Origin of the sequence: Aquabacter sp. L1I39, from assembly GCF_017742835.1 — a bacterium.
In the GTDB taxonomy this organism is placed as follows: domain Bacteria; phylum Pseudomonadota; class Alphaproteobacteria; order Rhizobiales; family Xanthobacteraceae; genus L1I39.
In genome coordinates, this window is record NZ_CP072392.1 from 4898180 (window position 1) to 4923518 (window position 25339).

Consider the following 25339-nt stretch of genomic DNA (forward strand, 5'->3'; position numbering starts at 1 on the left):
GGATCGGTGCGCCTGGACCTTCAGCCTCCTCTGCTAACGGGCGCGAGGTGCGTTACTCCCCGTCCCGTCGGACACCCGCCCCCGACACCACCCGTCAGGCCGCTCCGGACGCGCCCCTCCTTGGTGCCAGGTGAAGAGACCATAGCAGAGGGGCGAGGAATTAGGAATATGGTCTAGGATATTTTTCTTAAAAAGCCGACTTCGACAGACCGGTCTCTGTCGCTGCTGCACGAGAGCGATAGACCCGCAGGCCGTTTGGTCGGGGAGCAAGCTCCCGCGTCCGCCCCTTAAGCGCTTCCCCAACGCCATCCCGGCAGGCGGACGTGGATCTGGGCAAGGGCCAAAGGGGCGAATGGGGCTGAGCCGCAGTTTCCTTGCCTTGCATGGGCCAGTCGGCGAAGGCCGTCCCTGGCAGCTCACTTTTCCTCATTTATTCCACTAAATAGATAGACATTATATAAAAATGGTTGGTATGGTTTTTGCGATTGTTCCAGAAAGGAATCTGGAGAGCCGAAATGTTGGCATCGCAAGCTTCGGGAGGGTCCCGATCCACGGGTTCCGTCCTTCTGAACGGCAGCACACCGGCCCAGGCCCTGCTGCTGACGGAAAATGCCGCCCTCACCAACGGGCCGCCTCTGCTGCTCCAGCGCCTCAGCCTGAAGGAGCGGGAGGAAGTGCTGAAAGAAGGGCAGCGCCGCGTGGTCTATCGCGGCAAGATGCTGTTCTCGCAGGGCACGCCCCATGATGGCATCTTCTTGATCGAGAGCGGGCGCATCCGCGTCTTCTACATCGCCCCCTCCGGCCGCGAGATCACGCTGGCTTATTGGCATGCAGGCAATTTCGTCGGCGGGCCGGAACTGTTCGGCCAGGGCACCCATGTGTGGTCGGGCGTCGCGGCCGCCAATTCCGTGGTGCTGCACTTGAGCGGCAAAGCGTTGCGCGGCCTCATCACCCGCATCCCCGCTCTGTCCTTTGGCCTCATCGAGGGCCTGACCTTCAAGGGCAAGTGTTACTCGGCGCTGGCCCAGATGCTCGGCACCCGCTCGGTGACGGAACGCCTCGCCCACCTGCTGCTGCATCTGTGCGATGCCTATGGGGTGGAGGAGGGCGGCAAGGTGGTGATCGGCACCGCGCTGACCCATGCCGACCTTGCTCATATGGTGGGCGCCACCCGCCAATGGGTGACCATTTCCCTGAAGCGCCTGCAGGCCCAGGGCGTGCTCAGCGCCGAGAAATCCAAGATCGTCGTGCACGAAATCGAGACGCTGCAAGCCCTGCGCGGCGGAAGCTGACCTGACGGCTCCGCGCGCACGGTCTGCCGCATTCAGTGGCAGGCCCCGCTTTTAGGCAACTAATCCACCATGGGGCGCCGTCTTCCTTTGAACCACTCGAAGGAGGGGACGGATGATGAAGGCAAGGCTGGAACAGCCGAGCCCGCGGACCACCCGCGCATGCCGCAACGCCGGCGCCCTTCCTGAAGAGGTGACATGACATGATCGCACGTGCCCGCTCACCCCTCTCCCGCGTGCCCCTGGCGCTGGCCGCTGGCCTCGCTTTGGCGGCTGGTGCCGCTTTCCCGGCCGCCGCGCAGACCGCCGTCACCATCGGCATCGGCACCCAGGACACCACCACCAACACGGTGACCACCGGCGTCGTCATCCGCGAACTGAAGCTGCTGGAGAAGTACCTGCCCAAGGACGGCAAGTACGCGAACATCAGCTTCAAGATGGATTGGCAGAACTTCACTTCCGGCCCGCCCGTCACCAACGGCATGATGGCCGACAAGCTGCAGTTCGGCGGCATGGGCGATTATCCGCTGGTGGTGAACGGCTATACCTTCCAGTCCAATCCCCAGTCCAAGAGCCAGCTCATCGCGGTTGCCGCCTACAACATCTACGGCTCCGGCAACGGCCTGGTGGTGCACAAGGATTCGCCCTATTACGAATTGTCTGACCTGAAGGGCAAGGTGGTCAGCGTGCCGTTCGGCTCCGCCGCCCACGGCATGCTCCTCAAGGCCATGCAGGACAAGAATTGGCCGGCCGATTACTTCCAACTGGTGAGCCAGAGCCCGGAAGTGGGCTCCACCAACCTCCAGGAAAAGAAGATCGACGGCCACGCCGATTTCGTGCCCTTCGCCGAGCTGCTGCCCTTCCGCGGCTTTGCCCGCAAGATCTTCGACGGCGTGGAAACCAACGCCCCCACCTGGCACGGCGTGGTGGTGCGCACCGATTTCGCGGAAAAGTATCCCGAAGTGGTGGTCGCCTATATCAAGGCGGTCATCGAGGCCAATGACTGGGTTCGCAAGAACCCGAAGGAGGCGGCCGAGAAGATCGCCAAATGGACCGGCATCGACAAGGAAGTGGTCTATATCTTCCTCGGCCCGGGCGGCATCATGACCATGGATCCCACCATCAAGCCGCAACTGGTGGCGGACGCCGCGCAGGACGCCGCCGTGCTCCAGAAGCTCGGCCGCATGAAGGAATTCGACGTCAAGGCCTGGGTGAACGACACCTATGTGCGCAAGGCCTATGCCGAGCTCGGCCTCGATTATGAGAAGCAGCTGAAGAGCCTCGACAATTACGAGGTCTCCGGCACCGACGAATTCTGCAAGGTGGCGATTTCCGATCCCCGCAAGTCCGGCGAGATCTGGATCGAAGGCGAGGGCATCAAGCCCTATTCCAGCCCTGCCTGCACGCTGGGGGCGCTGGCTGAACTGAAGGGCCAGGGCAAGAAGATCGCGGTGGCCTATCTGTTCGATACGGAGCGAGGCATCAAGCTGTTCGCCGACCAGGCCTTCTACGCCTCCGCCACCAAGGACGGAAAGACCGTCATCGAGCCCTTCCTCCTGAAGAAGGACGCGGAGGCGGCCGCCGCCAAGTCCGGCGGCAAGGTGCTGGGCTTCGACGAAGCGCTCAAGAGCGCCACCTCCGGACGTGGGTGAGACCATGCTGCATACTGCCCCCACGGCCGTGGCGCCGGCGCCGTCGAAGGACGGCGCCGGGTTGGGTCCGGCCTCCCACGCCACCGTGGTGGCGCCCTCCCGCTTCCAGCGCGCCGAGCCCGCCGCCGGCGCCATCCAATTGCGCCCGCCGCGCCCCGTGCGTCCCGCGCCGGTGGTGGATATGGGCTTTCCCGCCCGCGCCGGCCGCTGGCTGCGCCTCAACCGCGAGGGCATCCGCGCCACGCTGCTTGGCCTCCTGTCCATCGCGCTGTTTGTGGCGCTCTGGCATGTGCTGACCGTCAACCGCATGATCGTCTATGTGCGGTTCGTGAACGTGCCCTCGCCCGAGCAGGTGTGGGAGAGCGCGGAGACCGCTTTCCGCAGCACCCGCTTCCTGGACCACATCTTCGTCTCGTGCCGCCGCATCCTCATCGGCTTTGCCATCGCCACCGTGACGGCGGTACCGCTCGGGCTCCTGATGGGGCGCTACAAGATCCTGAAAGAGTTCGTCTTTCCCGTCACCGAGGTGCTGCGGCCCATCCCCGCCATCGCCTGGGTGCCCATGGCCATCATGCTGTGGCCAACCAATGAGGAAAGCATCGTTTTCATCACTTTCCTCGGCTCCTTCTTCCCCATTCTCATCAACACCCTGCACGGCATGGCCACCGTCGACGAAGTGCTGGTGCGCGCCGCCCGCTGCCTCGGCGCGCGGGAGGCGGCGACCTTCCGGGAAGTCTATTTCCCCTCCGCCTTGCCGCAGATCTTCACCGGCCTCACCGTGGGCATGGGGGTGGCCTGGGTGTCGCTGATCGCGGCCGAGATGATCTCGGGCCAGTTCGGCATCGGCTATTTCACCTGGGAGGCCTATTCCCTGGTGCAATATTCCGACATCGCGCTGGGCATGATCTGCATCGGCGTCCTCGGCCTCGGTTCCTCGCTGGCCTTGCGGGCATTGGGCCGGCTGGTGACGCCCTGGGCCGCGCGCCGGTGAGCGTCCTTTCCCTTCGAGCGGCCGGCGCACGCGGCGGCCTTTTCAGACCCAGCTTCCAGAGGATGCCGTCATGAGCGCCACCGCACAGAAGGGCCTGATCGAGGTCGCCAACTTCTGCCTCAGCTATGACACGCTGGAAGGCTCCGTCATCGCGGTGGAGGAGGCGGACTTGGTGGTGCGGCCGGGAGAGTTCGTCTCCATCATCGGCCCGTCGGGCTGCGGCAAGTCCACCTTGCTGAACGCGGTGGCCGGCTTCCTGAAGCCCACGCGCGGCTCCGTCACCGTGGATGGCGAGGCGGTGAAGGGGCCGGGCGCCGACCGGGGCATGGTGTTCCAGCAATATTCGCTGTTTCCCTGGAAGACCGTGCGGGAAAACGTGGAATTCGGCCTAAAGATGCGCGGCATGGGCCATTCCGAGCGCCAGCGGGCCGCACGCACGCTTCTGGGGCTCGCCGGCCTCACCGCCTTCGAGGACCAGTATCCCGATCGCCTCTCGGGGGGCATGAAGCAGCGGGTGGGCATCGTGCGCGCGCTCGCCACCGGCCCGCGCGTGCTGCTGCTGGACGAGCCGTTCGGCGCGCTGGATGCCCAGACGCGGCAGATCATGCAGCAGATCCTCACCAATCTCTGGCAGCGGCTGGAAATCTCGGTCCTGTTCGTGACCCACGACATCGACGAGGCCATTTTCCTCTCCGACCGCATCTATGTGATGACCGCCCGCCCCGGCGCCATCAAGGCGGAGGTCACCGTGCCCCTGCCGCGCCCGCGCGATGCCGCCGTGATGGTCTCGCCCGACTTCCTGGCGCTCAGGTCCGAGCTCGCCGCCCTCATCCGCGAGGAAAGCCTGAAGGCCATGGGCGGGGAATTGAACGAGGACGCGCTCAAGGGCTTCGCCATCGACCTCCATGGCGGCACGCTGCCCGACATGCTGTGAGGGCGTTCGGAACGCCCCAAGGGATGCCGCCGCCGCCTTCGGGCGCGGCGGCATTTTCGTGTGGCGGTCCTGCGCGCGGTCGGCACGCGATGTTATGAGGCACCGGCGGGCGACAGCCATAGTCCGGTCAGAGCCAAGTCTTTTTGAAATTAGTTGTCGCGGATTTCATCCGCTGCCTGCCAAAAACACCCCAAGCCTTTAGCATCCAGATGAAACAAACCTTGGATGCGCTCATGGCCTATGTCGTCACCGACAATTGCATTCGCTGCAAATTCATGGATTGCGTGGCGGTCTGCCCCGTGGATTGCTTCTATGAAGGCGAGAACATGCTCGTCATCAATCCCGACGAGTGTATCGATTGCGGGGTGTGCGAGCCGGAATGCCCCGCCGAGGCCATCCTCGCCGACACCGATCCGGCGGCGGAAAAGTGGCTCGCGGTGAATGCTCGCTATGCGGCCCTCTGGCCGAACATCTCGGAGAAGAAGGAACCGCCGGAGGACGCGCAGGCCTGGATGGGCCGCGCCGACAAGTTCGAGACCGTCTTCTCCGAGGCGCCCGGCGCCGGCGACTGATCCCCTTTCAAACGGACCCCCACCCATGAGCAACATCGCCCAGGAGACCGTTCTTGAGGTCCGCCACTGGACCGACCGTCTCTTCAGCTTCACCACAACCCGCGACACCGCCTTCCGCTTCAAGCCGGGGCAGTTCACCATGATCGGCCTGGAGGTGGGCGAAAAGCCCTTGCTGCGGGCCTATTCGCTGGCCAGCGCCACCCATGAGGAGCATCTGGAATTCTTCTCCATCAAGGTGCCGGACGGCCCGCTCACCTCGCGCCTCCAGGGGGTGAAGGTGGGCGATCCCATCCTGGTGGGCCGCCGCCCCACGGGCACGCTGCTCCTGGACAATCTCAAGCCCGGCAAGCGGCTCTATCTGCTCTCCACCGGCACGGGCCTCGCGCCCTTCGTGTCCATCATCAAGGACCCGGAGACCTATGAGCGCTTCGAGACCGTGATCCTCGTCCATGGCTGCCGCGAGGTGGCGGAACTGGCCTATGGCGAGGCGGTGGTGGAGGGCGTGCGCACCCACGAATTCCTGGGCGAGCTGGCGGCCGAGAAGCTGCTTTATTATCCCACCGTCACCCGCGAGCCGTTCCGCAATCGCGGCCGCCTCACGGACCTGATGGAGAACGGCACCCTCTTCGCCGATCTCGGCCTGCCCGATCTCGATGTGGCGCACGACCGGGCCATGCTGTGCGGCAGCCCGCACATGCTCGCCGACACCCGCGCACTGCTGGAGGCCCGGTCCTTCGAGGAGGGGGCAGGGCATACGCCCAATCATTTCGTGGTGGAGAAGGCCTTCGCCGAGCGCTGAGGCCGGATCGCCCCGGAGCCGCCATGGCCGAGCTTGTCCCGGCCATCCACGCGCTGCCGCAAGTGCAGGCTTAACGGAGAACCGTGGATGGCCGGGACAAGCCCGGCCATGACGGTGCATTTTGACCTGGGAGGCGCTCCGATGCCTTCGGCGCCTTCGTCTCAATTCGAAGCGAAAACGGCCCCTAAACCGCCACCAGCAGCGGCGCCATAGGGCGTATCTCCTCGTCCGCCGCCGTCCAGTCCCGCCACATAAAAATGGCGAAGGGGGCGGGGGTGTCGAGCACCGTCAGGGGCGCGTGCCAGGTGTCGGCCTTCAGCGTGATGCCCTGGCCCGGGCCGGGCAGGAAGGCGCGGGCGGCGGCAAGGTCCGGCCCGCCATCGGCGCCGTGGGGCGCCACGAGTACCAGCCAGCGGCAGGGCGCCAGGGGCACGAAGCTCTGGGAGGAGAAGACGTGCCGCTCGATCTCCACCAGCGGCACCGGCCGGCCCATCACGGGCGCGGCCAGGATCAGCGAGAGGCTCGGCGGGGCGTCCGGGCGCAGATTGGCCAGCGCCCGGTCGAAATAAACGCGCCGCCCCGGCTCGGTGGGCACCTCCAGCACGTCGCCGAAGGGCGCGAAGGCCTCCGCCGTCAGCGGGGTGGCGTGAAGCGGCGCGCTCACGAGGCCGGCGCCGTGCCCGCCACCGCCAGCACCGCATGCAGGAGCACGTTGGCGCCGGCCGCGCAGTCCGAAGGCGTCGCGTCTTCCAGCTCGTTATGGCTCACCCCGTCCTTGCAGGGCACGAAGATCATGGCCGTGGGGACAATGGTGGCGAGGTGGAAGGCATCATGCCCCGCCCCCGAGACCACTGGCATATGGGAGAGGCCGAGCCCCTCCGCCGCGCCGCGCACGGCCGCGATCATGGCCGGCGCGAAATGGGTGGGCTCCTTGCGCCAGATGGTGTCGAGCTTGATTTCCACCTTCCGCCGCGCCGCGATCTCCTCCACCTTCGCCATCAGGCCCTGGTGCAGCTTTTGCAGGATGTCGGCGTCGGGGGTGCGGAACTCGACGGGGAAGGTGAGGTCGCCGGCGATCACGTTCCGCGAGGGCGTATCCACCACCACGTCGCCGATGGTGCCCACCGCGTTCGGCCCCAGCTCAAGGGCCAGCGCTTCCACGGCCAGCACGATCTCGGACAAAGCGGCGAGCGCGTCTTTCCGCAGACGCATGGGGGTGGAGCCGGCATGGCTGGCGAAGCCGACAATGCGGCCCTCATACCAGATGATGCCTTGGCCATGCTCCACCACGCCGATGGTCTTGCCTTCCGCCTCCAGAATGGGCCCCTGCTCGATATGCACTTCCAGGAAGCCGGAGAGCTTCTGCGCGCCCACGGGCTCATCGCCGCGATAGCCGATGGCGTCCAGCGCCTCGCCCACGCTCACCCCCTGCGCATCGGTGCGGGCCAGCAGCTCTTCCACCGTCATGTCGCCCGCATAGCCGCCCGAGCCCAGCATGGCCGGGGCAAAGCGGGAGCCTTCCTCATTGGTCCAGTTGCACACGCAGATCGGAGTATCGGTGACGATGCCGGCATCATTCAGCGTGCGCACCACTTCCAGCGCCGCCAGCGCGCCCAGCACACCATCGAACTTGCCGCCGGTGGGCTGGGTGTCCAGATGCGAGCCGATCCCCAGCGGCGCCTTGCTGGCATCGCGGCCGGGGCGCACGGCGAACATGTTGCCGAGGCCGTCCACGGTCACCGTGCAGCCGGCCTCTTCCAGCGCGGCGCGGTACCAGTCGCGCACCTGCCGGTCTTCCTCCGAGAGGGTGAGGCGCCGCACGCCGCCCTTGGGCGTGCCGCCGAAGCGGGCGGTCTCGATAATGTCCCGCCACAGCCGGTCGGCATTGATGGCGAGGTTCGGCAGGGAAGCACTCATGCGGGGATCATAGCCTTTTCTTCCGCCAGCACGCAGCGCACCATGCGGCCGGGCCCCAATTCCACCTTGGGCGGCAGGGCCTCCCGGCAGCGGGGCTGCACGAAGGCGCAGCGGGGCGCGAACGAGCAGGCGGCGGGTTTGACGTCCAGCGAGGGCGGGGTACCGGGAATGGTTTCGAGCCGCGCACCGCGCTTGGCCCCATGCACGGTGGAGGCGAGGAGGCCGCGCGGATAGGGATGCTCAGGCGTCCGCACGATCTGGGAGAGGCTGCCGGTCTCCACGATCTGGCCGGCATACATGACCGCCACCTTGTCGCAGATCTCGATGGCCACCCCGATGTCATGGGTGACGAAGATCACCGACATGCCCAGCTCCCGCTGCAATTCGCGCAGGAGGAGGAGGATCTGGATCTGCACGGTGGCATCGAGCGCGGTGGTGGGCTCGTCCGCCAGCAGGATCTTGGGGCGGCAGGCGAGCGCGAGCGCGATCATGGCGCGCTGGCGCATGCCGCCGGACATTTCGTGCGGATAGGCGTCGAGCCGGCGCTTGGCGGAGGGAATGCGCACCAGCTCCAGCATTTCCAAAGCGCGGGCAAGGCCGGCCGCGCGGCTCGCGCCCTCGTGGCGCATCACCGATTCCGCGATCTGGTGGCCGATCGTATAGACCGGGTCGAGGGCCAGCGCCGGCTCCTGGAAGATCATGGACACCGTGCGGCCCCGGAAGGCGGAGAGGCGCGCCTCGTCCATGGCGAGCACATCCTCGCCCGCCACCTTCACCTGCCCGGTGATGGTGGTCTTCTTCTTCGGCAACAGGCGCATGAGGGCGCGCATGGTCACGCTCTTGCCGGAGCCGGATTCGCCCAGGAGGCCCAGCACCTCGCCCTCCTTGAGGGAGAGCGAGACGCCATTGACCGCATGCACGGTGCGCTCGCCGGAAAAGCGGATGGTCAGGTCGCGCACATCCACCAGGGGAGCGGCGCTGTCCGGAATGGCATTCATGCGGGCAACTCCGGCATCTCGTCGTGGAAGTCGGTCTCGCGCTGGAAGGCGCAGCCCAGGCGAACGAGCAGCGCCTCGGCGAAGGGCTTGCCCACCACCTGCATGCCGATGGGCAAGCCGCTGGCAGAAAAGCCGCAGGGCAGGCTCACCGCCGGCAGGCCGAGATAATTGACCGGCCGGGTGAAGCGGGTGATGCGCTGGATCATGGCCTCCGCGCCCACCGATCCGCCCACATCCGTCTCGGCGATGGTGGGGGCGGGGGTGGGGGTGGCCGGGGCGATCCAGGCATCGACACCCGCCACCGCCTCCAAATGGGCCGCCAGCGCCGGCCCGCGCCAGCGCAGCGCCTCCAGATAGGTGACGGCGGGCACGGCGAAGCCGTTCTCCAGCCGGGCGCGCGCCTGCGCCCCATAATCCTGCGGCCGCTCCCGCACCCATTGGGCATGGAAGGCGGCGGCCTCCGCATTCAGCACCAGTTGCGAGGCGGACGATAGCCGCATCTGGTCGGGCAAGGTGATCTCGACGATGCACGCGCCGGCCCGCTTCAAGGTGGCGATGGTGTCTTCCAGCACCCGCGCCACATCGGCGTCGAGGTCGTCCACATAGAAGGAGGCGGGCACGCCGATGGTGAGGCCGCGCAGCGAACCGTCAATCTCGGCGAGATAATCGGGCACGGGCGCGGTGGAGGTGGTGGGGTCCAGCGGATCGGCCCCCGCCATCAAGGCGAGCAGCCGGGCGCAATCCTCCACGGTGCGGGCCATGGGGCCGACCGTGTCGAGGGATTGGGAGAGCGGCATGGCGCCTGCGCGACTGACGAGGCCGGTGGTGGTCTTGATGCCGGACACCCCGCAGAAATGGGCGGGCATGCGGATGGAGCCGCCGGTGTCCGAACCGAGCGCCGCATAAGTGAGGCGCGCCGCCACCGCCGCCCCCGAGCCGGAGGAGGAGCCCCCCGTCACATGGTCGGTGTTCCAGGGGTTCCGGGCCGGGCCGAAATGCACGTTATGGCCGGTGGGGCCATAGGCGAATTCCACCATGTGCAGCGAGCCGAGCCGCACCGAGCCCGCATCCTTCAGCCGCTGCAAGGCGGTGGAGGTGGTGGAGGCGACAAAATCCCGCCTTATGGCGGAGCCGCACGTCACCACGTGGCCGGCATCGTAATACATGTCCTTATGGGCCAGCGGCACGCCGTGGAGGGGCCCCGGCTCCGCGCCCTTGGCCAGGGCGGCGTCCGCCGCATCGGCGGCGGCGAGTGCCGTTTCCGGCTCGATGGAGATGAAGGCATTCAGCACCGGCTGGAGGCGCTCGATGCGGGCGAGGCACGCCTGCGTCACCTCGCGGGAGGACACCTCCTTGGCGGCGATGGCCTCGGCCACGGCGGAGAGCGTCATCAGCGCCGGGTCGGTGTCGAGGGCTGGGGCGAGCGAGCGGGTGAGGGAGGGGTTCACTTTCCATCCTCCGCGCGGGCGGTGTTTTGCACCAGCTGGAAGGTTGCGGGTTCGAGGTCCAAGGGCAGCGTGCCGGCGATCACCGAGAAGCCCTTGAAGGCGGGGGTGAGGGCGGTTGCGATGCGCGCGGCGGTGGCCTCGGTGATCTCAAGGCCGGCGGTGCGGGCGGTGGCGGCGGCGTCCTCAGCCAAAAGTCCGTCTGTCATGCGACCTCTCCCAAGGCGGGCGCGCGGCTGTGGCCGGAGCCGGGGATGACCATGTGGCAGGCGGCCATGTGCTCGCCCCCCGCCACCGGCGACAGCGCCGGGCAGACCGCGCTGCACACGCTTTCGGCCGAGGCGCAGCGTGTATGGAACCGGCAGCCCGAGGGCGGGTCAATGGGATTGGGCGGATCGCCCGTGATGGGCGGCACCATGGTGCGCGCATCCGGGTCCATGGCCGGCATGGCGGCGAGCAGTGCCTGCGTATAGGGATGGGCGGGGCCGTCCCACACCTCGTCCACCGGCCCAAGCTCCACCACTTGGCCGAGATACATGACCAGCACCCGGTCCGAAATGTAGCGGACCACGTTCAAATCATGGCTGATGAAGAGATAGGTGAGGCCGAACTCGCGCTTCAGATCGGTGAGCAGGTTCAGGACCTGCGCCTCCACCGACTTGTCCAGCGCCGAGACCGCCTCGTCCAGGATCACGAGGCGCGGCTTCAGGGCAAGGGCGCGGGCGATGTTCACCCGCTGGCGCTGGCCGCCGGAGACCTCGTGGGGATAGCGGTTGGCGAAGACTTCCGGCCGCAGGCCCACCTTGCCCATCAGCTCGCGGGCGAGCGCCCGGGCCTCCTTGTCGGCGACGCCGTGCACCTTGGGGCCAAACGCGATGGAATCCTCGATGGTCAGGCGCGGATTGAGCGAGGCATAGCTGTCCTGGAACACCATTTGCAGCCCGCGCCGGAAGTCGCGCATGGAGATCTGCTCGCCCACCAACTGGCCGTCGAACAGGATGTCGCCGCCGGTGCGCGGCATCAGGTGCATGATGAGGCGGGCGGTGGTGGACTTGCCGCACCCGCTCTCACCCACGATGCCAACGGTCTCGCCCTTGGCGATGGAGAAGGACACCCCGTCCACCGCCCGCACCGTCTTCTTGGGCTCAAACAGCCCGCCGCCGATGGGGAAGAGCTTGGCAAGGTCGGTGACGGTCAGGAGCGGCTGGGCGGCGCCGCCGAGATCGGGAATGGGCTCGATGGTGCTCAATTGCGGATGTCCATGGCGCTGCGCAGCCCGTCGCTGAGCATGTTGAAGCAGATGGAGACGGCGAAGATCATCACGCCCGGCAGGGCCGCAACGCCCGGATTGACATAGATGGCGGTGCGCAGCGTGTTGAGCATGAGGCCCCATTCCGGCTCCGGCGGCTTGGTGCCGAGGCCGAGGAAGGACAGGCCCGAGGCCAGGATCATGGAGACCGAGATCAGCCCCGTGGCATAGACGAAGATGGGCCCGAGCACGTTGCCCAGCATGTGCACGCGCATGATGGTGAGCGCATTGGCCCCGGAGGCGCGGGCGGCGTCCACGAAGTCGAGGCTGCGCACGGAGGTGGTCACGCTTTCCGCCACGCGGGTGATCTGCGGGATGAAGACCACGGTGAGCGAGACGATGGAATTGACGATGCCCGCCCCCAGCACGCCGGAAATGGCGATGGCCAGCAGCACCGAGGGGAAGGCGTAGAACACGTCGATGGTGCGCATGATGACGGTGTTCACCTTGCCGCCCGCATAGCCGGCGATGAGGCCGAGGCCCGTGCCGATGCAGAAGGCCAGCAGCACCGGCAGGATGCCGATGAGCAGCGACAGGCGCCCGCCATAGATGAGGCGGGAGAGCATGTCGCGGCCGAGCTCGTCCGTGCCGAGCGGGTAATTGGGCGTGCCGATGGGCTTCAGGCGCCGGATCATGGAGCCCTGATAGGGATCGGCGAGGCCGAGATAAGGCGCGAAGATCGCTGCCAGCAGGATGGCCAAGAGGATGGCGGCGCAAACCATGCTGACCTTGTCCCGCGACAGGCGGCGCAGAACCGTGGCCCAATAGCCCCGCGCATTCTGGACCGGGGCGGCCTCGGCGGCGTCGGAAACGGCGCTCATGGCCTCAGCTCCGCTTGATGCGCGGATCGATGGACGCCTGGGCGATATCGACCACGAGGTTGAGGAAGACGAAGAACAACGCCAGCACCAGGATGGTGCCCTGGAGCAAGGGCAGGTCGCGCTGGAAGATGGCGGAGTTCAAAAGGAAGCCCGTGCCCGGCCAGGAGAAGACCGTCTCGATCAGGATCGAGCCGCCCAGCAGATAGCCAAGCTGGAGCCCCATCACCGCGATGGCTGTAGGGGCGGCATTCTTCACCACATGGCGGAACACCATGGTCTCCTTCAGACCCTTGGAGCGCAGCGCCTCCACGAAGTCCTGGGAGAGGATGTCACCGGTGAGCGCGCGCACCGTGCGCGTGACGATGCCCATGGGGATCACCGACATGGTGACCGCCGGCAGGATGAGATGGCGGATATGCGCCCAGTCCCATTCCCAGCCGGCCGATCCGCCGGGACCGGCACCCACCGCCGGCAGCCAGTTGAGCCAGACCGAGAAGATGATGACCAGCACCATGCCCAGCCAGTAATGGGGCACGGAGACGCCGGCCACCGCAATGGAGGTGGCGGCCTTGTCGATCCAGGTGTTGCGGAAATAGCCGGCGATGAGGCCGAAGAAGACGCCCAGCACGAAGCCGATGACGGACGCCGTGCAGGCCAGGATGAAGGTGTTGGAGACGGCGCGCATCACCTCGGAGAAGACCGGGCGGCCGGTGGCGATGGAGGTGCCGAGATTGCCGTGCAGGGCTTTCCAGAGCCAGATGCCGAACTGGACGGGCAGCGGCTGGTCGAAGCCGTAGGCGGCGCGCAATTGCGCGGCGAGCTCCGCCGAGGCGTCGGGGGGCAGCACCGCCACCAGCGGGTCGCCGGGGGTGAGATGCACCAGCAGGAAGCACACCAGCGCGACGGAGATGACGATGGGGATCACATAGATGATCCGCCTCAGGATATAGACCAGCACGACGCGATCCTGCCTGGAGAAAAGAGGCGCGGGGCCGGGGAGGGTCCCGCGACTGAGCGGCGAGGGCGGCGAGGGCGGCCGGACGGGCCGCCCTCCATCAGGTCACTTCTCGAAATAGACCGGCGAGAAGTCCACGAACCAGCTCTTGGGCTGCACGAAGCCCTTCAGCTTCGGGCTGAGCGCGCGCGGGCCCACGTCATGGGCCACATAGAGGAAGGCGGCATCGTCCACCGAGGCGGCGTGGAGTTCCGCCAGCGCCGCGTCACGGGCGGCCGGGTCGAAGGTGGAGCGGGCCTTCTTCACCAGCTCGTCGAACTTGGGGTTGTTGATATAGCCCCAGTTGTTGGAGACCGGCGGAGCCATGGAGGACTGCAGGAAGCGCACCATGGCGAAGAAGGGGTCCATGGCCGCATAGGTCACGTTGATGGCATTGGAGCCGTTGGCGGACGGGTCCTTGGCGCCCTTGCGCCAGTTGGTGAAGAGCGTGTTCCACTCGATCACGTCCAGCTGCACGTCGAAATAGCATTCGGCGAGGGCCTGCTGGAGATATTCGTTCATGGGCAGAGGCAGCATCTGGCCGGAGCCGGAGGCCGAGGTCTGGATCTTCACGGGCAGCTTCTTGCTGGGGCCGAAGCCGGCCTCCTGCATCAGCTTCTGGCCCGCCTTCACGTCATACTTGATCTGGAAGGTGGGGTTGCCGCGCCAGGGATGGCCGGGCTCGAACGTGCCGGTGGCGGGGGCCATCAGGCCGCCCAGCAAGCCGTCCTTCATGCCCTCGCGGTCGATGCACAGGTTGGCCGCCTTGCGCACCCGGATGTCGTTCCAGGGCGAGCCTTCCACGCGGGAGAACTGCCACGGCCACACATGGGGCTGCTCGTTGCTCTCGATCTTGAAGCCGCGGGCCTTGATTTGCGGCAGGGCGTCGGGGGCGGGGGCCTCGATCCAGTCCACCTGGCCGGCGAGGAGGGCGGCGGTGCGGGCATTGGCCTCCGGCATGGGCAGGAGCACCATCTTGTCGATCTTGGGAATGCGCGCCTTGTCCCAATAGGCCTCGTTCTTGGCCAGCTCCAGCCGCTCGCGGGGAACGAAATTGGTCATCTTCCACGGGCCGGTGCCCGAGGCGTTCTTGGCAAAGGCGGTCCAGGCGGCGGCGGATTTCGCCTTGGCGTCGGCCCCCTCGGCGGCGTCATAGAGCTTCTGCCACTGGGCGGGGCTCGCCATGAACAGGTTGGTGAGATTGTAGGGCAGGAAGGCGTCCGGCTCGGAGGTGGTCAGCTCCACCGTCAGGTCGTCGATCTTCTTGGCCGAGCGCAGGGTCGGCATGCGGGAGGCGGTGACGCCCACCTGGCTGGCGTCGAACTGGGGTGCTTCCTTGTTCAGCACCTTGTCCACGTTCCACACCACCGCGTCCGCAGTGAAGGGCGAGCCGTCATGGAAGGTCACGCCGGGGCGCAGCTTGAAGGTCCACTTGGTCTTGTCGGCGTCGTTCACGACCCATTCGGTGGCAAGGCCGGGGATGAGCACGGACGGCTTGGTGGCGGACGACAGGTCCCAGTTCACCAGCGCGTCATACATGGTCAGGCCGGTGAAGCGGTTGCCCTCGAAGCCCTGGTCCGGCTGGCCGAGCGTGCGCGGAATGTCCGCCGCCGTCATGCCGATGCGCAGCGTGGTCTGGGCGGCGGCAAGGTCCGGGGCCGCGAATGCGCCGCAGGTGGCGAGCAGCAAGGCGGCGAGGGCCATGCGGCCACGACCGGCACGCGGGCTTTTCTCAGGAAGCAGCATTTGGGGGTCCCCTTTGGATCTGACCGGAATGCTTAAGCAACCGCCATGCCAGCGCGGTGGCGCGGGGCTTTGCGGGCTTTCCTTTGGGGAAAGTCGGGAATGAATCGTCGACGGTTTGTCTATGAAAATTTCATTTGCACAAAAATAAGTCTGCTGCCGCTTTAGGCATGCATCACAGTGGCGTTTCGGTCTGTGATCCGCTCCACTAGGGCCGTGGGGCGGAGCGCCGCGCGGGCCGGAGTGAAAACGTGAAGCTTCTGATTTTGAATGCGAATACCTCGCAGGACGTGACGGCCCGCATGGTGAGGGCCGTGGAAGCCCTGTGCCCAGGGAATGTTCACTGCGTGGGCGCCACCGCCGCTTTCGGCGCGCCTTATGTCTCCACCCGCGCGGCCGTGGCGGTGGCCGGCCATGCGGCCTTGGAGGCGGTGCGCGCCGCCGTGGCAGCCGAGGCGGCGGCGGGGCGGCCGCCCTTCGATGCCTGCCTCTATGCCTGTTTCGGCGAGCCGGGCATCGAGGCCCTGCGGGCGGACAATACCTTTCCCGTGGCTGGTATGGCGGAGGCTTCCATCCTCACCGCCCTGCAACTGGGCGAGCGCTTCTCCCTCATCACGGTGGGCGCGGCCTGGCCGGGCATGCTGCGCGACCTCATGCGGCGCACCGGTCTTGAGGCCCGCTTTGCCGGCTTCGGCCTGATTGCGGGCGATGCGCTGAGCCTTGCACGTGGGGAAGGGGAGGGCGTCGCTCTGGTCAAGGCGGCGGTGGAGGAGGTGCTGGCCACGCAGGCGCCGGAGGTGGTGATCGTCGGCGGGGCCTCGCTGTCCGGATATGCCCGCGCGCTGGCGGGGCAGTTTCCGGTGCCGGTGCTGGATTCTCTCGCCGCGTCCCTGGAGCAGGCTTTGGCGCTTGCGCGGTTGCAAGCGGGGCGTGGCGCCGGCTCAGGATGACGCGCAACTTGGCTTCGCGAGGGCACGCCCCCATATGACGAGGCGTCGGAGACCACGGGAAAACCACGGGTTACCCTTGCCGCCGACCTCGTGTATAAGCCGCTACCCCGGCCGCAAAGACAAGAAGCTTAAGGCCCGAGCAGTGTCGGACCGCTTCCGGCCGGAGGAGACAATATGGAGAGCGTTATGACGACCCGTCCCGTTTCCGATCGCACCACCGGCGCCGAGATGGTCTCTCGCCGCGCCGAAGGCTGGCGTCCGGATTCGTGGCGATTTTATCCGGTCGTCCAGGTGCCCTCGTATCCAGACCCCGCGCTCCTGAGCGAGGTGGAAGGCAAGATCGCCTCCTACCCGCCGCTGGTGTTCGCCGGCGAGGCGCGCCGCCTGAAGGCGCACCTGGCCAAGGTGGCGAAGGGTGAGGCGTTCCTGCTCCAGGGCGGCGACTGCGCCGAGAGCTTCGACGAGCACTCCGCCGACAACATCCGCGATTTCTTCCGCGTCTTCCTGCAAATGGCGGTGGTCCTCACCTTCTCCGGCGGCTCGCCGGTGGTGAAGGTGGGCCGCATCGCCGGCCAGTTCGCCAAGCCCCGCTCGGCGGACACGGAGACCGTCAATGGCGTGGAGCTGCCGAGCTATCGCGGCGACATCGTCAACGACATCGCCTTCACGCCGGACGCCCGCGTGCCCGATCCGCGCCGCCAGCTGGAGGCCTACCGCCAGTCGGCGGCGACCCTCAATCTGCTGCGCGCGTTTGCCTCGGGCGGCTATGCCAACCTCTCCAACGCCCATCAGTGGATGCTGGGCTTCGTGAAGGACAGCCCGCAGTCCCATCGCTACCAGGAACTGGCCAACCGCATCACCGAAGCGCTCGACTTCATGCGCGCCTGCGGGATCGACCCCCAGTCCCACCCGGAGATGCGGACCACGGACTTCTTCACCAGCCACGAGGCGCTGCTGCTGGGCTATGAGCAGGCGCTCACCCGGGTGGATTCCACCTCGGGCGACTGGTACGCCACCTCCGGCCACCTCTTGTGGATCGGCGATCGCACCCGCCAGCCGGACCATGCGCACGTGGAATATTTCCGCGGCATCCGCAATCCGATCGGCATCAAGTGCGGCCCCTCGCTGACGCCGGATGGCCTCATCCGTCTCCTGGACGTGCTCCAGCCCGACAATGAGGCCGGCCGCATCACCCTCATCTGCCGCTTCGGCGCCGAAAAGGTGGGCGACCACCTGCCGGCTCTGGTGCGCGCGGTGGAGAAGGAAGGCCGCACCGTGGTGTGGTCGTGCGATCCCATGCACGGCAACACCATCAAGGCTGGCTCCGGCTACAAGACCCGCCCGTTCGAGCGGATCCAGTCGGAGATCAAGACCTTCTTCGACGTGCATGCGGCCGAGGGCACCTATGCGGGCGGCGTGCATCTGGAAATGACCGGCAAGAACGTCACCGAATGCACCGGCGGCGCGCGGGCCATTTCCGATGAGGACCTGCGGGACCGCTACCACACTTATTGCGATCCCCGCCTCAATGCGGAGCAGGCCATTGAGCTGGCTTTCCTGGTGGCGGAACTGCTGAAGCGCGAGCGCCTCTCGCGCGGGCGGCCGGAAGTGGCGGCGGCGGAGTGATCCGCCGGCCATTGGCCGTCATAGCCTGAAACAGGAAACGCCCCGGCCTTGGCTGGGGCGTTTTCGTTTGTGGAAGGGGGCTCAGCGCGCGGCGCTGGTCTGGTCCGCGCCGGCGGGCGCCACGCCCCGCGCCGGGCCGCTGACGCCTTGGAAGGCGCCGGGCTCAAGCTCGGCCACCAGCAGGCGTGCCGGGTCCACGGGGCCGGGCATCTGCACGCTGCCATGGGGAACCGGCTTGAAGCCGAACCGCCGGTAATAGGGCTCGTCGCCCACCAGCAGCACCAGCTTGTGACCGGCGGCGCGGGCCGCATCCATGGAGACGGTCATGAGCCGTCCGCCAATGCCCACGGTGCGAAACGGCGGTTCCACCGTGAGCGGCCCCAGCAGGAGAGCGGGCGTGTTGCCGATGGCGATGGGGGTCAGCCGCACCGAGCCCACCATCATGGTCCCCACATAGGCGGTGAAGGACAATTTAAGATCGTGGGGCGCCTGTTCCCGCAGCCGGAAGGCGGTGCGGGCGAACCGGCCGGGGCCGAAGGTGCGCCGGTGCAGCTTCTCGATGGCGTCGGAGGCCGAGGGGGATTCGTGCGTGATCGTGAGCGGAAGTTCAGTCATGGGAGCAACCGGGCGAGAACGAGCATCCCGCCCCGGCGCGAGAGGCCGGTCAGGCGGGCAGGAACAGGCGGGCGTGCGCCGCAAGGCGCGCCACATCCGTTCGTCGTCGCAGGCTGACCGGGTTCATCAGGGATCCTTGCCCGGCCCGAAATGCCGGTGAGCGCGCCGATAGCATGCCCGCAAGAGCAGGTCTAGAGATGCGCCCTTGGCGTGGCCGGCGCGCGGGACGGGAATTTGGGCACCAAAAAATGGCACGGCCGACCCGAGGGCCGGCCGGCGTTCGCTTGGAAGGGCAGGGCGGACGGCCCCGGCGCGGCCTGCCTCTGGGAAAGGCGCCAAAACAAAGTGGGAGATCGCTTCAGCCTCGCCATGAAGCGCTGAAGCGATCCCGGCGTCAGATCAGGAAATCCTGCTGCGTCTGCGTCTGGTAATGGCCGTGCATGGCCACGCTTCCCATGAGGGCATTGGCAAGGCCGATGAGGTCCATCTCCAGATCGCCATAGGCGGCGTGATCGGCCTGTGTCGGCGCACGGCCGAGGAGGGCCTCATAGACCGTGCCGGCGGTCAGATGGGCGGCATCCTGCGCGCCATGGCCGGCGGCCACCGCTTCCGGCGAAAGCATGAAGGCGATGGCGATCTCGCCCATGCTGGCACCCGCCTGATAGTCCGCCAGGTGCGCGGTTAGGCCGCTTTCTTCACCCTGGCGACCCAGAATCTGGGTGTAGAGGGCGCCGATCCATTCCAGGTCGGAATTCTGCACCAGGTCGATGGTCATGTCGTCGAACTGCACATGCTCCACATTCTTCAGAATGGCGCCGAGAAGGACACCATCGCTCGGCAGGTTCGGCGCGGTGGTCGGCTTCACGGTCCAGTGCACGCCGTCCTGTTCGATGGAATAGTCCGCCCGGTTGCCCGAGAACACCGCCGTGTCATCGCCGGTGCGCCCGTCCATCACATCCGCGCCGCCCTTGCTGATCAGCAGATCGTCGAGCACCCCGCCCTGGAGCGTGTCGGCACCGGTGGTGCCGGTGACGGTGCCGGCCGTCACTTCGCCCACGCTGAAGTCGAGGGCGTCGGCGCTGGGCACGTGCTCAAGCATTTCCGGGGCGTGGACGAAGTGGGCGGCCACCTCCGCCATGGAGACGCCTTGGGCGAGCTGGGTCTTGTGATAGGCGAGGCCCTCCGCATCCGGCTCGCGGCTGAACAGGGTGCGGTAGAGCTGCTCCACGGTGACCTCCCCTGCCGCCGCCCCGGTGCCGTTGGCGATGGCCTCGGGGGACGTGAGGAAGGAAAGGGCGATGTCGCCGGGTGACACGCCCCGCTCCACCAGCCCGGCATAGTGCTGGATGCCGCCGAGGTCGGCTTGCCGGCCCAGCACCTTGCTATAGAGCGCGGCGATCCAGCCGACGCTCTCGGGCACGGTGACATCCACCGTGCCGTCGGCGAAGGCGATGTGCTCCACATTCACCAGCACGTCCACGTCTGTGCCGTCGGCGCGCGCCCGCACAACGGTGACGGCGCGGTCGTGGATGATCTCGTAATCGGCCTCGTTGCCGTCGAAGCGGGCGCTGTCGGTGCCGCGGCCGCCATGCAGCAGGTCGCGGCCGGGTCCGCCGAAGACGATGTCGTCGCCGTCCTCGCCGAAGATGCGGTCATCGCCGGTGGTGGACCCTACCGTGTCGTTGCCGCCGCCCGCATGGAGGTCATCGTCGTCGGCGCCCAGCACGATGGTCTGAGCCGCGTCGTCGGCAAACACCATCTGGGACCCGGCGCCGCCGCCGAGCGTCACCGTCCCCACCACCGCGGCGAAGGCCACGTTCTCGAACTGGATCTGCGTGCCCGAAGGCAGGGCGCTGGCATCCACGACGAGGGCGGTGGGCGCGGTGCCGTCCGGCCCGCGGACCACAATGGGGGCGTCCACGGCCGCCCCTTCCGCGACCGTGAGCACCAGCGTCTGCACCACCAGCGCCGTGTCGGCGGGCAGGTCGGCCAGGAAGCCCTTGCCGCCTTCGGAGAGCTGGATTTGGTCGGTCGAGCCGTCCGGGGTGTGCAGGCGGATCTGCGCGATCAGCTCCTCCAGGCTCGCCGCGCTGCCGAGCGGCGCCGGCGCGCCGTCAGCGGTGAGGCCGACGCCCGCCGGAAGGCGGGCCGAAAGCAATGCCGCGTCCCCTTCGCCCACGAGTGGGATGTCCGTCGGGACGGTGACGTCCTGGGGCGACACGCTCACGGTCTGCTTCACGCTGCCGTCCGGCTGGGTCTCCTTGACGGTGGTGACGACGGCGCCCTCCACATCCACCGTGGTGCCGGAGGGCGTGGACACCTTGAAGACCACTTTGTCCGACGTCAGACCGCCCACGCCGTCGGAAACGCTGATCTCCACCTCGGCCGTGCCGTCCACCCGGGGGGTGAAGGTCGCGGCCTTCAACTGGGCCTGGATCTGCTCCGCCGTGCCCGAAAGCTGGATCCCGTCCGTGGCGGCGTCGGCGTCCACCAGCCCGCTCAGCGTGCCGTTCACCGCCGTCAAGGTGAGGGTGAAGCTCGCGCTGTCCGGATCGGTGAAAGTGAAGGCGGGCAGGGCGCCCGCCTTGCCGGCGATGGCGGATACCGCCGTCTGCGGCAGGCCGGCGAGCACCGGCGCGTCGTTCGCGTCGGTGAGGTTGACGGTCACGGTGAGCGTGCTGTCGGCGATGGTGTCCGCGTCCTCGTCGTCCACCGTGACGGTGAGGGTGAGTTTGGGGGTGGTCTCGAAATTCAGCTTCGAGGCGTCATGGACGGTGATGATGCCGGTCTTCACGTCGAGCGCGAAGGCGCCGTCGGCGCTGATGACCGTGCTGGCTTCGCTGCCGGCGCTTCCCGCACTGCCGGAACTGCTAAAGCTGTCGAGAGAAGATGGGGCGACCTCGTCCGTCGACTTCGTGTCGACGACAGCCGCGCTCCCGAAGCCGAAGGTGAGGCCGTCCGTGTCGCCGGAGACGGAGAGTTGGGCGACCACCGTCCCGGCCGGGCTGTTCTCCGCCAGGCTGACGGCGGTGGGGCCGGTGAGAACCGGGTCCAGGTCGGCGACGGTGATCCGCAGCGGCACCGGCTCGGGATCGTCGGACGCGAGCTCGCCGTCAAAGGCGGACATCGAGAAGGCCTCAAGAATGCCCACGGTATTGGCCGGCGGGGTCCAGATGACCGCCGAGGTCGGGCTGATCGCCGTCTGTCCGGCGACGGCGGCGACCCCATCCACCGTGAGCGTGCCGGAGCCGAGCGCCATCACCTTGAAGGAGACGGTGTCGCCGTCCGGATCGGACACGGTGGCGATCTTCAGCAGGTCATTATAGGTCAGGTGGATCGCCTTGCCTTCGGGCGGCAAGGACAGGGCGAAGTTCGCCTTGCCGTAGATCACATAGGCGGCGCCGGAATAGTCGTCATTGGCATTGGCCGCGCCCACGAGAATGTCGTCGAGGCCGTCTCCGTTGACATCGCCCGCCGCCGAAACGGAGAAGCCGGCCATGTCGGTGGCCGACGCGCCCGCCAGCATCACCCCCTGTTCCGCCGTCAGGGTCGCGAGATTGATGGTGCCGAGCTGCGCCTGGGTGCCGAAGATCACATAGGCGGCGCCGGAATCCGTCCCGTTGACGTCGGCGATGACCGAGGAAACCAGGAGGTCGTCGATGCCGTCGCCATTCACGTCCCCGGCGCTGGAGACGGCGTAGCCGAGCTCATCTCCCTTGACGGCGCCGACAATCTTGAAGCCGGTTTCGGAGGTGAGGGTACTGAGCGGGATGTCCGAGCGGTCACCCGTCTTGCCATAGACCACATAGGCGGCGCCATTGCCGCCTTCGGCCTTGGTGCTGCTCACGATCATGTCGGCGACGCCGTCGCCATTCACGTCGCCCGCGTCCGACACGGAAAGGCCGGCGGTGTTCTGCGGCGTCGCGCCGATGATGCGGAAGCCCATGGAACTCGTCAGCGCCGTGGTCGAGAAGCCAGAGAGCCCTCCGGCCTTGCCATAGACCACGAACGCGGCTCCGGAATTGCTGCCGTTGAGGTCGGAGCCCGAGGAGCCGACGATGAAGTCGTCGATCCCGTCCCCGTTGACGTCGCCGAGTCCGGAGACGGAGATGCCGAGATTGTCATAGGGCCGGCCGCCAATGGCGAAGCCAGCGTCGGTCGAAAGCTGGGAAACGTTGAGGTCGCCGAGCCCGTCCTTCTTGCCATAGAGCACGAAGGCGCCACCGGAGTAGGTGGCCGAGACGCCGGCGAGACTGGCGCCGACGATCAGGTCTTCGATGCCATCATGGTTGATGTCGCCGGCTGCCGAGACCGACGTGCCCAGGCGGCCATTCGCAAAGCTGGAGCTGATCTTGAAGCCGTCGGCGGCGGCGAGGCCGGCGAGATCGATGTCGCTTTGGCCCCCAGTCTTGCCGTAGACCACATAGGCGGCCCCTGCCCGTCCGTCAGCATAGCGGGCGCCCACGATCAGGTCGTGAATGCCGTCCCCGTTCACGTCGCCGGCGGTCGAGACGGAATATCCCGCCTGGTCCCCCTCGGCGGCGCCGGTGATCTTGAAGCCCTGCGCGGCGGTGAGGCTCGCGAGGGACAGGCTGTCGAGCCCGCCTTGCTTGCCATAGATCACATAGGCGGTGCCGCCCGTCGGCGCGCCGGAGGTGTCGATCGCGCCAACGATGATGTCGTCGATGCCGTCCCCATTCACGTCGCCGGCCTTGGACACGGAGATACCGAGCGAGGCATCGGCCTTCGCCCCGGTGAGGACGACGCCATCCGATACGGGCATCCGCCCGAGGTCGGCAATGTTGAGCACGGCCCCGGTGGCCTTGATGACCGGCGCCTCGTTCACGTCGGTCAGGTTCACTGTCATGGTGAGCGTGCTGTCGGGCGTGTTGTCCGCGTCCTCGTCGTCGACCGTGACGGTGAGGGTGAATTTGGGGGTGGTCTCGAAATTTAGTTTCGAGGCGTCATGGACGGTGATCTCGCCGGTTCTGGTGTCGAGGGCGAAGGCGCCGTCCGCGCTGATCACCGTGCCGGTATCGCTGCCAACACTTCCAACACTTCCAACACTTCCAACACTTCCAACACTTCCAACGCTACCCTCGCTTTTGAGGGAAAGCGTGGCGACCGTGTCTTGCGGCGACTCGGTGGCGACGACGGCAACGGCGCTGCCGAAGCCGAAGGTGAGACCGTCCGTGTCGCCGGAGACAGCGAGCTTGGTGACCGCCGAACCGGCCGGGCTGTTCTCCGCCAAAGTGACGGACACGGGGCCGTCGAGGCTCGGATTCGTGTCGGCCACGGTGATCATGAAGGTCCGGCTGCCCGTGCTCACGGAGGTGCCGTCAAAGGCCGCGACGCTCAGCGCGGGGACGTTTCCGAAGCTGTTGGCGGGCGGCGTCCATTCCACCTTGGCGGAGGCGTCGATGATGTCGCCCTCTTGGGCGGCCTCGCCATTGACAGTCAGGGGGCCCGTGTGGATGCCGAGGATCTTGTAGCTGACGGGGTCGCCGTCCGGGTCGCCCGTCACGGTGGCGAGCGCGCCAATATCCAGGCTGACAGGCTTGCCCTCCTCTCCGAACGCCTGGTTCGATCCTTCCGTCAGGATCGGCGCGTCATTCACCGGGGTGACGGTGAGGGTCTTCTGCGCCTCCGAGGTGCCGCCGAAGGGGTCGGTCGCGGCGAAGGTGATGGTCCGCTCCGCTGTGGTGGGGGTGTCGGAGATGTTCTCATATGTGACCGCCGCCAGCGCCGCCCGCCACTGTTCCAACGTCGCGGTGCCGGAGGCCGAGGTCAGGGTCAGTCTGCCGCTATTGGGGCTGAACACGCCGGTGATGTCGCCCGTCCCGGAGGTGCCGACAAATGCCAGCCTGTCCTCGCCGCCCACATAGCCCGCTGCGATCTTCACCTCCGCGAAAGCCAGCGTGCCGTCGTCGGCGTCGGAGAGGGTGAGGCCCTCGTCCAGGGGGGTGACAATGCCTTCCTGGGCGGCCACACCCGCGCCCGACACGTCGATCGCCGGTGGCAGGTCGATGATGATCCTGGCGGGGGTCAGCGAATTGGCCGCGCCCGGGGCCGGCAGGATCAGGGATGCGCTGACGCCCTCGGCGGTCTTGATCATGCCGCCGTCCAGCAAAAGGGCATCGGTGCCCGTCACGTCCAGCGCCGCGCTCTTGTCACCGTCCGCAACGGTATAGCTGAAGGTGAGCCCCTTGCCGCCGGAGCCGGAGACATAGGTCGCGAACCTGTCCGTGGTGCCGGTCTCCAGCTTGAGCTTCGGAGTGCCCGCGCTGGTGTCCACCGTCACGTCGGTGTCGAAGGTGACGGTGATCTCGATCTTGTCCCCGGCGCCATGCAGGCCGCTCGCGGCGCTTGTGCCGAGCCCGGTGACGGACGCGGTGGACGCCACGCCGTCGGAGGAGGCAGAGCCCTGGATCTCGGAGGTCCTGTCAACGGGCTGATCCGAGAGAGCGGTCATGGGCGCAGAGGGGGAAGAGGGGGAAGAGGTTGAAGAGGTTGAAGAGGTTGAAGAGGGAGAGGAGGTGGATGAACGGGCGATGCCACCATCGGTCTTGGCGCTCGTATCCGTGACGGACATGTGAAGATCCTCTGGTCTGTGTGAGGCGTTCTGCGGCGCGGTGCGCAGAGCAGGGCGGATGAGATTTCAGGCGCAGCCGGCCTTAAGCGTCC

19 protein-coding genes are annotated in these 25339 nt (G+C 67.2%); 8 read left to right on the forward strand and 11 right to left on the reverse strand.

The window, feature by feature from the left end; translation table 11 throughout:
* The first annotated feature begins 515 nt into the window (after window positions 1-515).
* The 6 genes from J5J86_RS22190 to J5J86_RS22215 all read left to right on the forward strand — a co-directional run bounded on the left by J5J86_RS22190 (window position 516) and on the right by J5J86_RS22215 (window position 6237).
* Complete coding sequence (locus tag J5J86_RS22190; RefSeq protein WP_209102214.1) at window positions 516-1292, forward strand: Crp/Fnr family transcriptional regulator; 777 nt, start codon at window positions 516-518, stop codon at window positions 1290-1292.
* Window positions 1293-1492: 200 nt separating this feature from the next.
* On the forward strand, window positions 1493-2941 hold the full coding sequence (locus tag J5J86_RS22195) for an ABC transporter substrate-binding protein (RefSeq protein ID WP_209102216.1): 1449 nt from the start codon (window positions 1493-1495) through the stop codon (window positions 2939-2941).
* Between the two features lie 4 nt (window positions 2942-2945).
* Complete coding sequence (locus J5J86_RS22200) at window positions 2946-3932, forward strand: ABC transporter permease (RefSeq protein ID WP_209102218.1); 987 nt, start codon at window positions 2946-2948, stop codon at window positions 3930-3932.
* 70 nt (window positions 3933-4002) lie between these two features.
* The gene (locus tag J5J86_RS22205) at window positions 4003-4866 is read left to right on the forward strand and encodes an ABC transporter ATP-binding protein (RefSeq protein WP_209102220.1); all 864 of its coding nucleotides are present in this window, start codon (window positions 4003-4005) and stop codon (window positions 4864-4866) included.
* A 233-nt stretch (window positions 4867-5099) separates the two neighbouring features.
* The gene (fdxA, locus tag J5J86_RS22210; RefSeq protein WP_209102222.1) at window positions 5100-5438 is read left to right on the forward strand and encodes a ferredoxin FdxA; all 339 of its coding nucleotides are present in this window, start codon (window positions 5100-5102) and stop codon (window positions 5436-5438) included.
* 25 nt (window positions 5439-5463) lie between these two features.
* Window positions 5464-6237, forward strand: coding sequence for a ferredoxin--NADP reductase (locus tag J5J86_RS22215; RefSeq protein ID WP_209102224.1), 774 nt, complete (start codon window positions 5464-5466; stop codon window positions 6235-6237).
* Between the two features lie 184 nt (window positions 6238-6421).
* On the opposite strand, the gene J5J86_RS22220 is transcribed toward J5J86_RS22215, so the two are convergent.
* From J5J86_RS22220 to J5J86_RS22260, 9 genes are all read right to left on the reverse strand, one after another.
* Window positions 6422-6901, reverse strand: coding sequence for an ureidoglycolate lyase (locus tag J5J86_RS22220; RefSeq protein ID WP_209102226.1), 480 nt, complete (start codon window positions 6899-6901; stop codon window positions 6422-6424).
* The gene (locus J5J86_RS22225) at window positions 6898-8154 is read right to left on the reverse strand and encodes a Zn-dependent hydrolase (protein WP_209102228.1); all 1257 of its coding nucleotides are present in this window, start codon (window positions 8152-8154) and stop codon (window positions 6898-6900) included. The genes J5J86_RS22220 and J5J86_RS22225 overlap by 4 nt, the downstream gene beginning before the upstream one ends.
* Window positions 8151-9152 (reverse strand): ABC transporter ATP-binding protein, encoded by a 1002-nt coding sequence (locus J5J86_RS22230; protein WP_209102230.1) that lies wholly within the window; start codon window positions 9150-9152, stop codon window positions 8151-8153. Before J5J86_RS22230 ends, J5J86_RS22225 begins: the two co-directional genes overlap by 4 nt.
* Window positions 9149-10543: an amidase gene (locus J5J86_RS22235; protein ID WP_209105500.1), complete on the reverse strand. Its 1395-nt coding sequence runs from the start codon at window positions 10541-10543 to the stop codon at window positions 9149-9151. The genes J5J86_RS22230 and J5J86_RS22235 overlap by 4 nt, the downstream gene beginning before the upstream one ends.
* A gap of 53 nt (window positions 10544-10596) precedes the next feature.
* A complete protein-coding gene (locus J5J86_RS22240) occupies window positions 10597-10806 on the reverse strand; it encodes a hypothetical protein (protein ID WP_209102232.1) in 210 nt (69 codons plus the stop codon).
* Window positions 10803-11846 (reverse strand): ABC transporter ATP-binding protein, encoded by a 1044-nt coding sequence (locus J5J86_RS22245; RefSeq protein ID WP_209102234.1) that lies wholly within the window; start codon window positions 11844-11846, stop codon window positions 10803-10805. The genes J5J86_RS22240 and J5J86_RS22245 overlap by 4 nt, the downstream gene beginning before the upstream one ends.
* Complete coding sequence (locus J5J86_RS22250) at window positions 11843-12727, reverse strand: ABC transporter permease (RefSeq protein ID WP_209102236.1); 885 nt, start codon at window positions 12725-12727, stop codon at window positions 11843-11845. The genes J5J86_RS22245 and J5J86_RS22250 overlap by 4 nt, the downstream gene beginning before the upstream one ends.
* Window positions 12728-12731: 4 nt before the next feature.
* Window positions 12732-13685 carry an ABC transporter permease gene (locus J5J86_RS22255; RefSeq protein WP_209102238.1) on the reverse strand — a complete coding sequence of 318 codons (954 nt, stop codon included), beginning with the start codon at window positions 13683-13685 and terminating at the stop codon, window positions 12732-12734.
* Between the two features lie 102 nt (window positions 13686-13787).
* A complete protein-coding gene (locus J5J86_RS22260) occupies window positions 13788-15425 on the reverse strand; it encodes an ABC transporter substrate-binding protein (RefSeq protein WP_446698696.1) in 1638 nt (545 codons plus the stop codon).
* Between the two features lie 290 nt (window positions 15426-15715).
* Here J5J86_RS22260 and J5J86_RS22265 point away from each other — a divergent pair, with 290 nt between their 5' ends.
* Together J5J86_RS22265 and J5J86_RS22270 are read left to right on the forward strand one after the other, a co-directional pair.
* Window positions 15716-16414: an aspartate/glutamate racemase family protein gene (locus tag J5J86_RS22265; protein WP_209102242.1), complete on the forward strand. Its 699-nt coding sequence runs from the start codon at window positions 15716-15718 to the stop codon at window positions 16412-16414.
* A gap of 228 nt (window positions 16415-16642) precedes the next feature.
* Window positions 16643-18040: a class II 3-deoxy-7-phosphoheptulonate synthase gene (locus J5J86_RS22270; RefSeq protein WP_209105501.1), complete on the forward strand. Its 1398-nt coding sequence runs from the start codon at window positions 16643-16645 to the stop codon at window positions 18038-18040.
* A gap of 81 nt (window positions 18041-18121) precedes the next feature.
* Here the strand turns inward: J5J86_RS22270 and J5J86_RS22275 are convergent, their stop codons facing one another.
* Window positions 18122-18655, reverse strand: coding sequence for a GNAT family N-acetyltransferase (locus J5J86_RS22275; RefSeq protein ID WP_209102244.1), 534 nt, complete (start codon window positions 18653-18655; stop codon window positions 18122-18124).
* A 394-nt stretch (window positions 18656-19049) separates the two neighbouring features.
* Entirely contained in the window at window positions 19050-25247 is a 6198-nt protein-coding gene (locus J5J86_RS22280) for a DUF4214 domain-containing protein (protein ID WP_209102246.1), read from the reverse strand.
* Window positions 25248-25339: the final 92 nt, after the last annotated feature.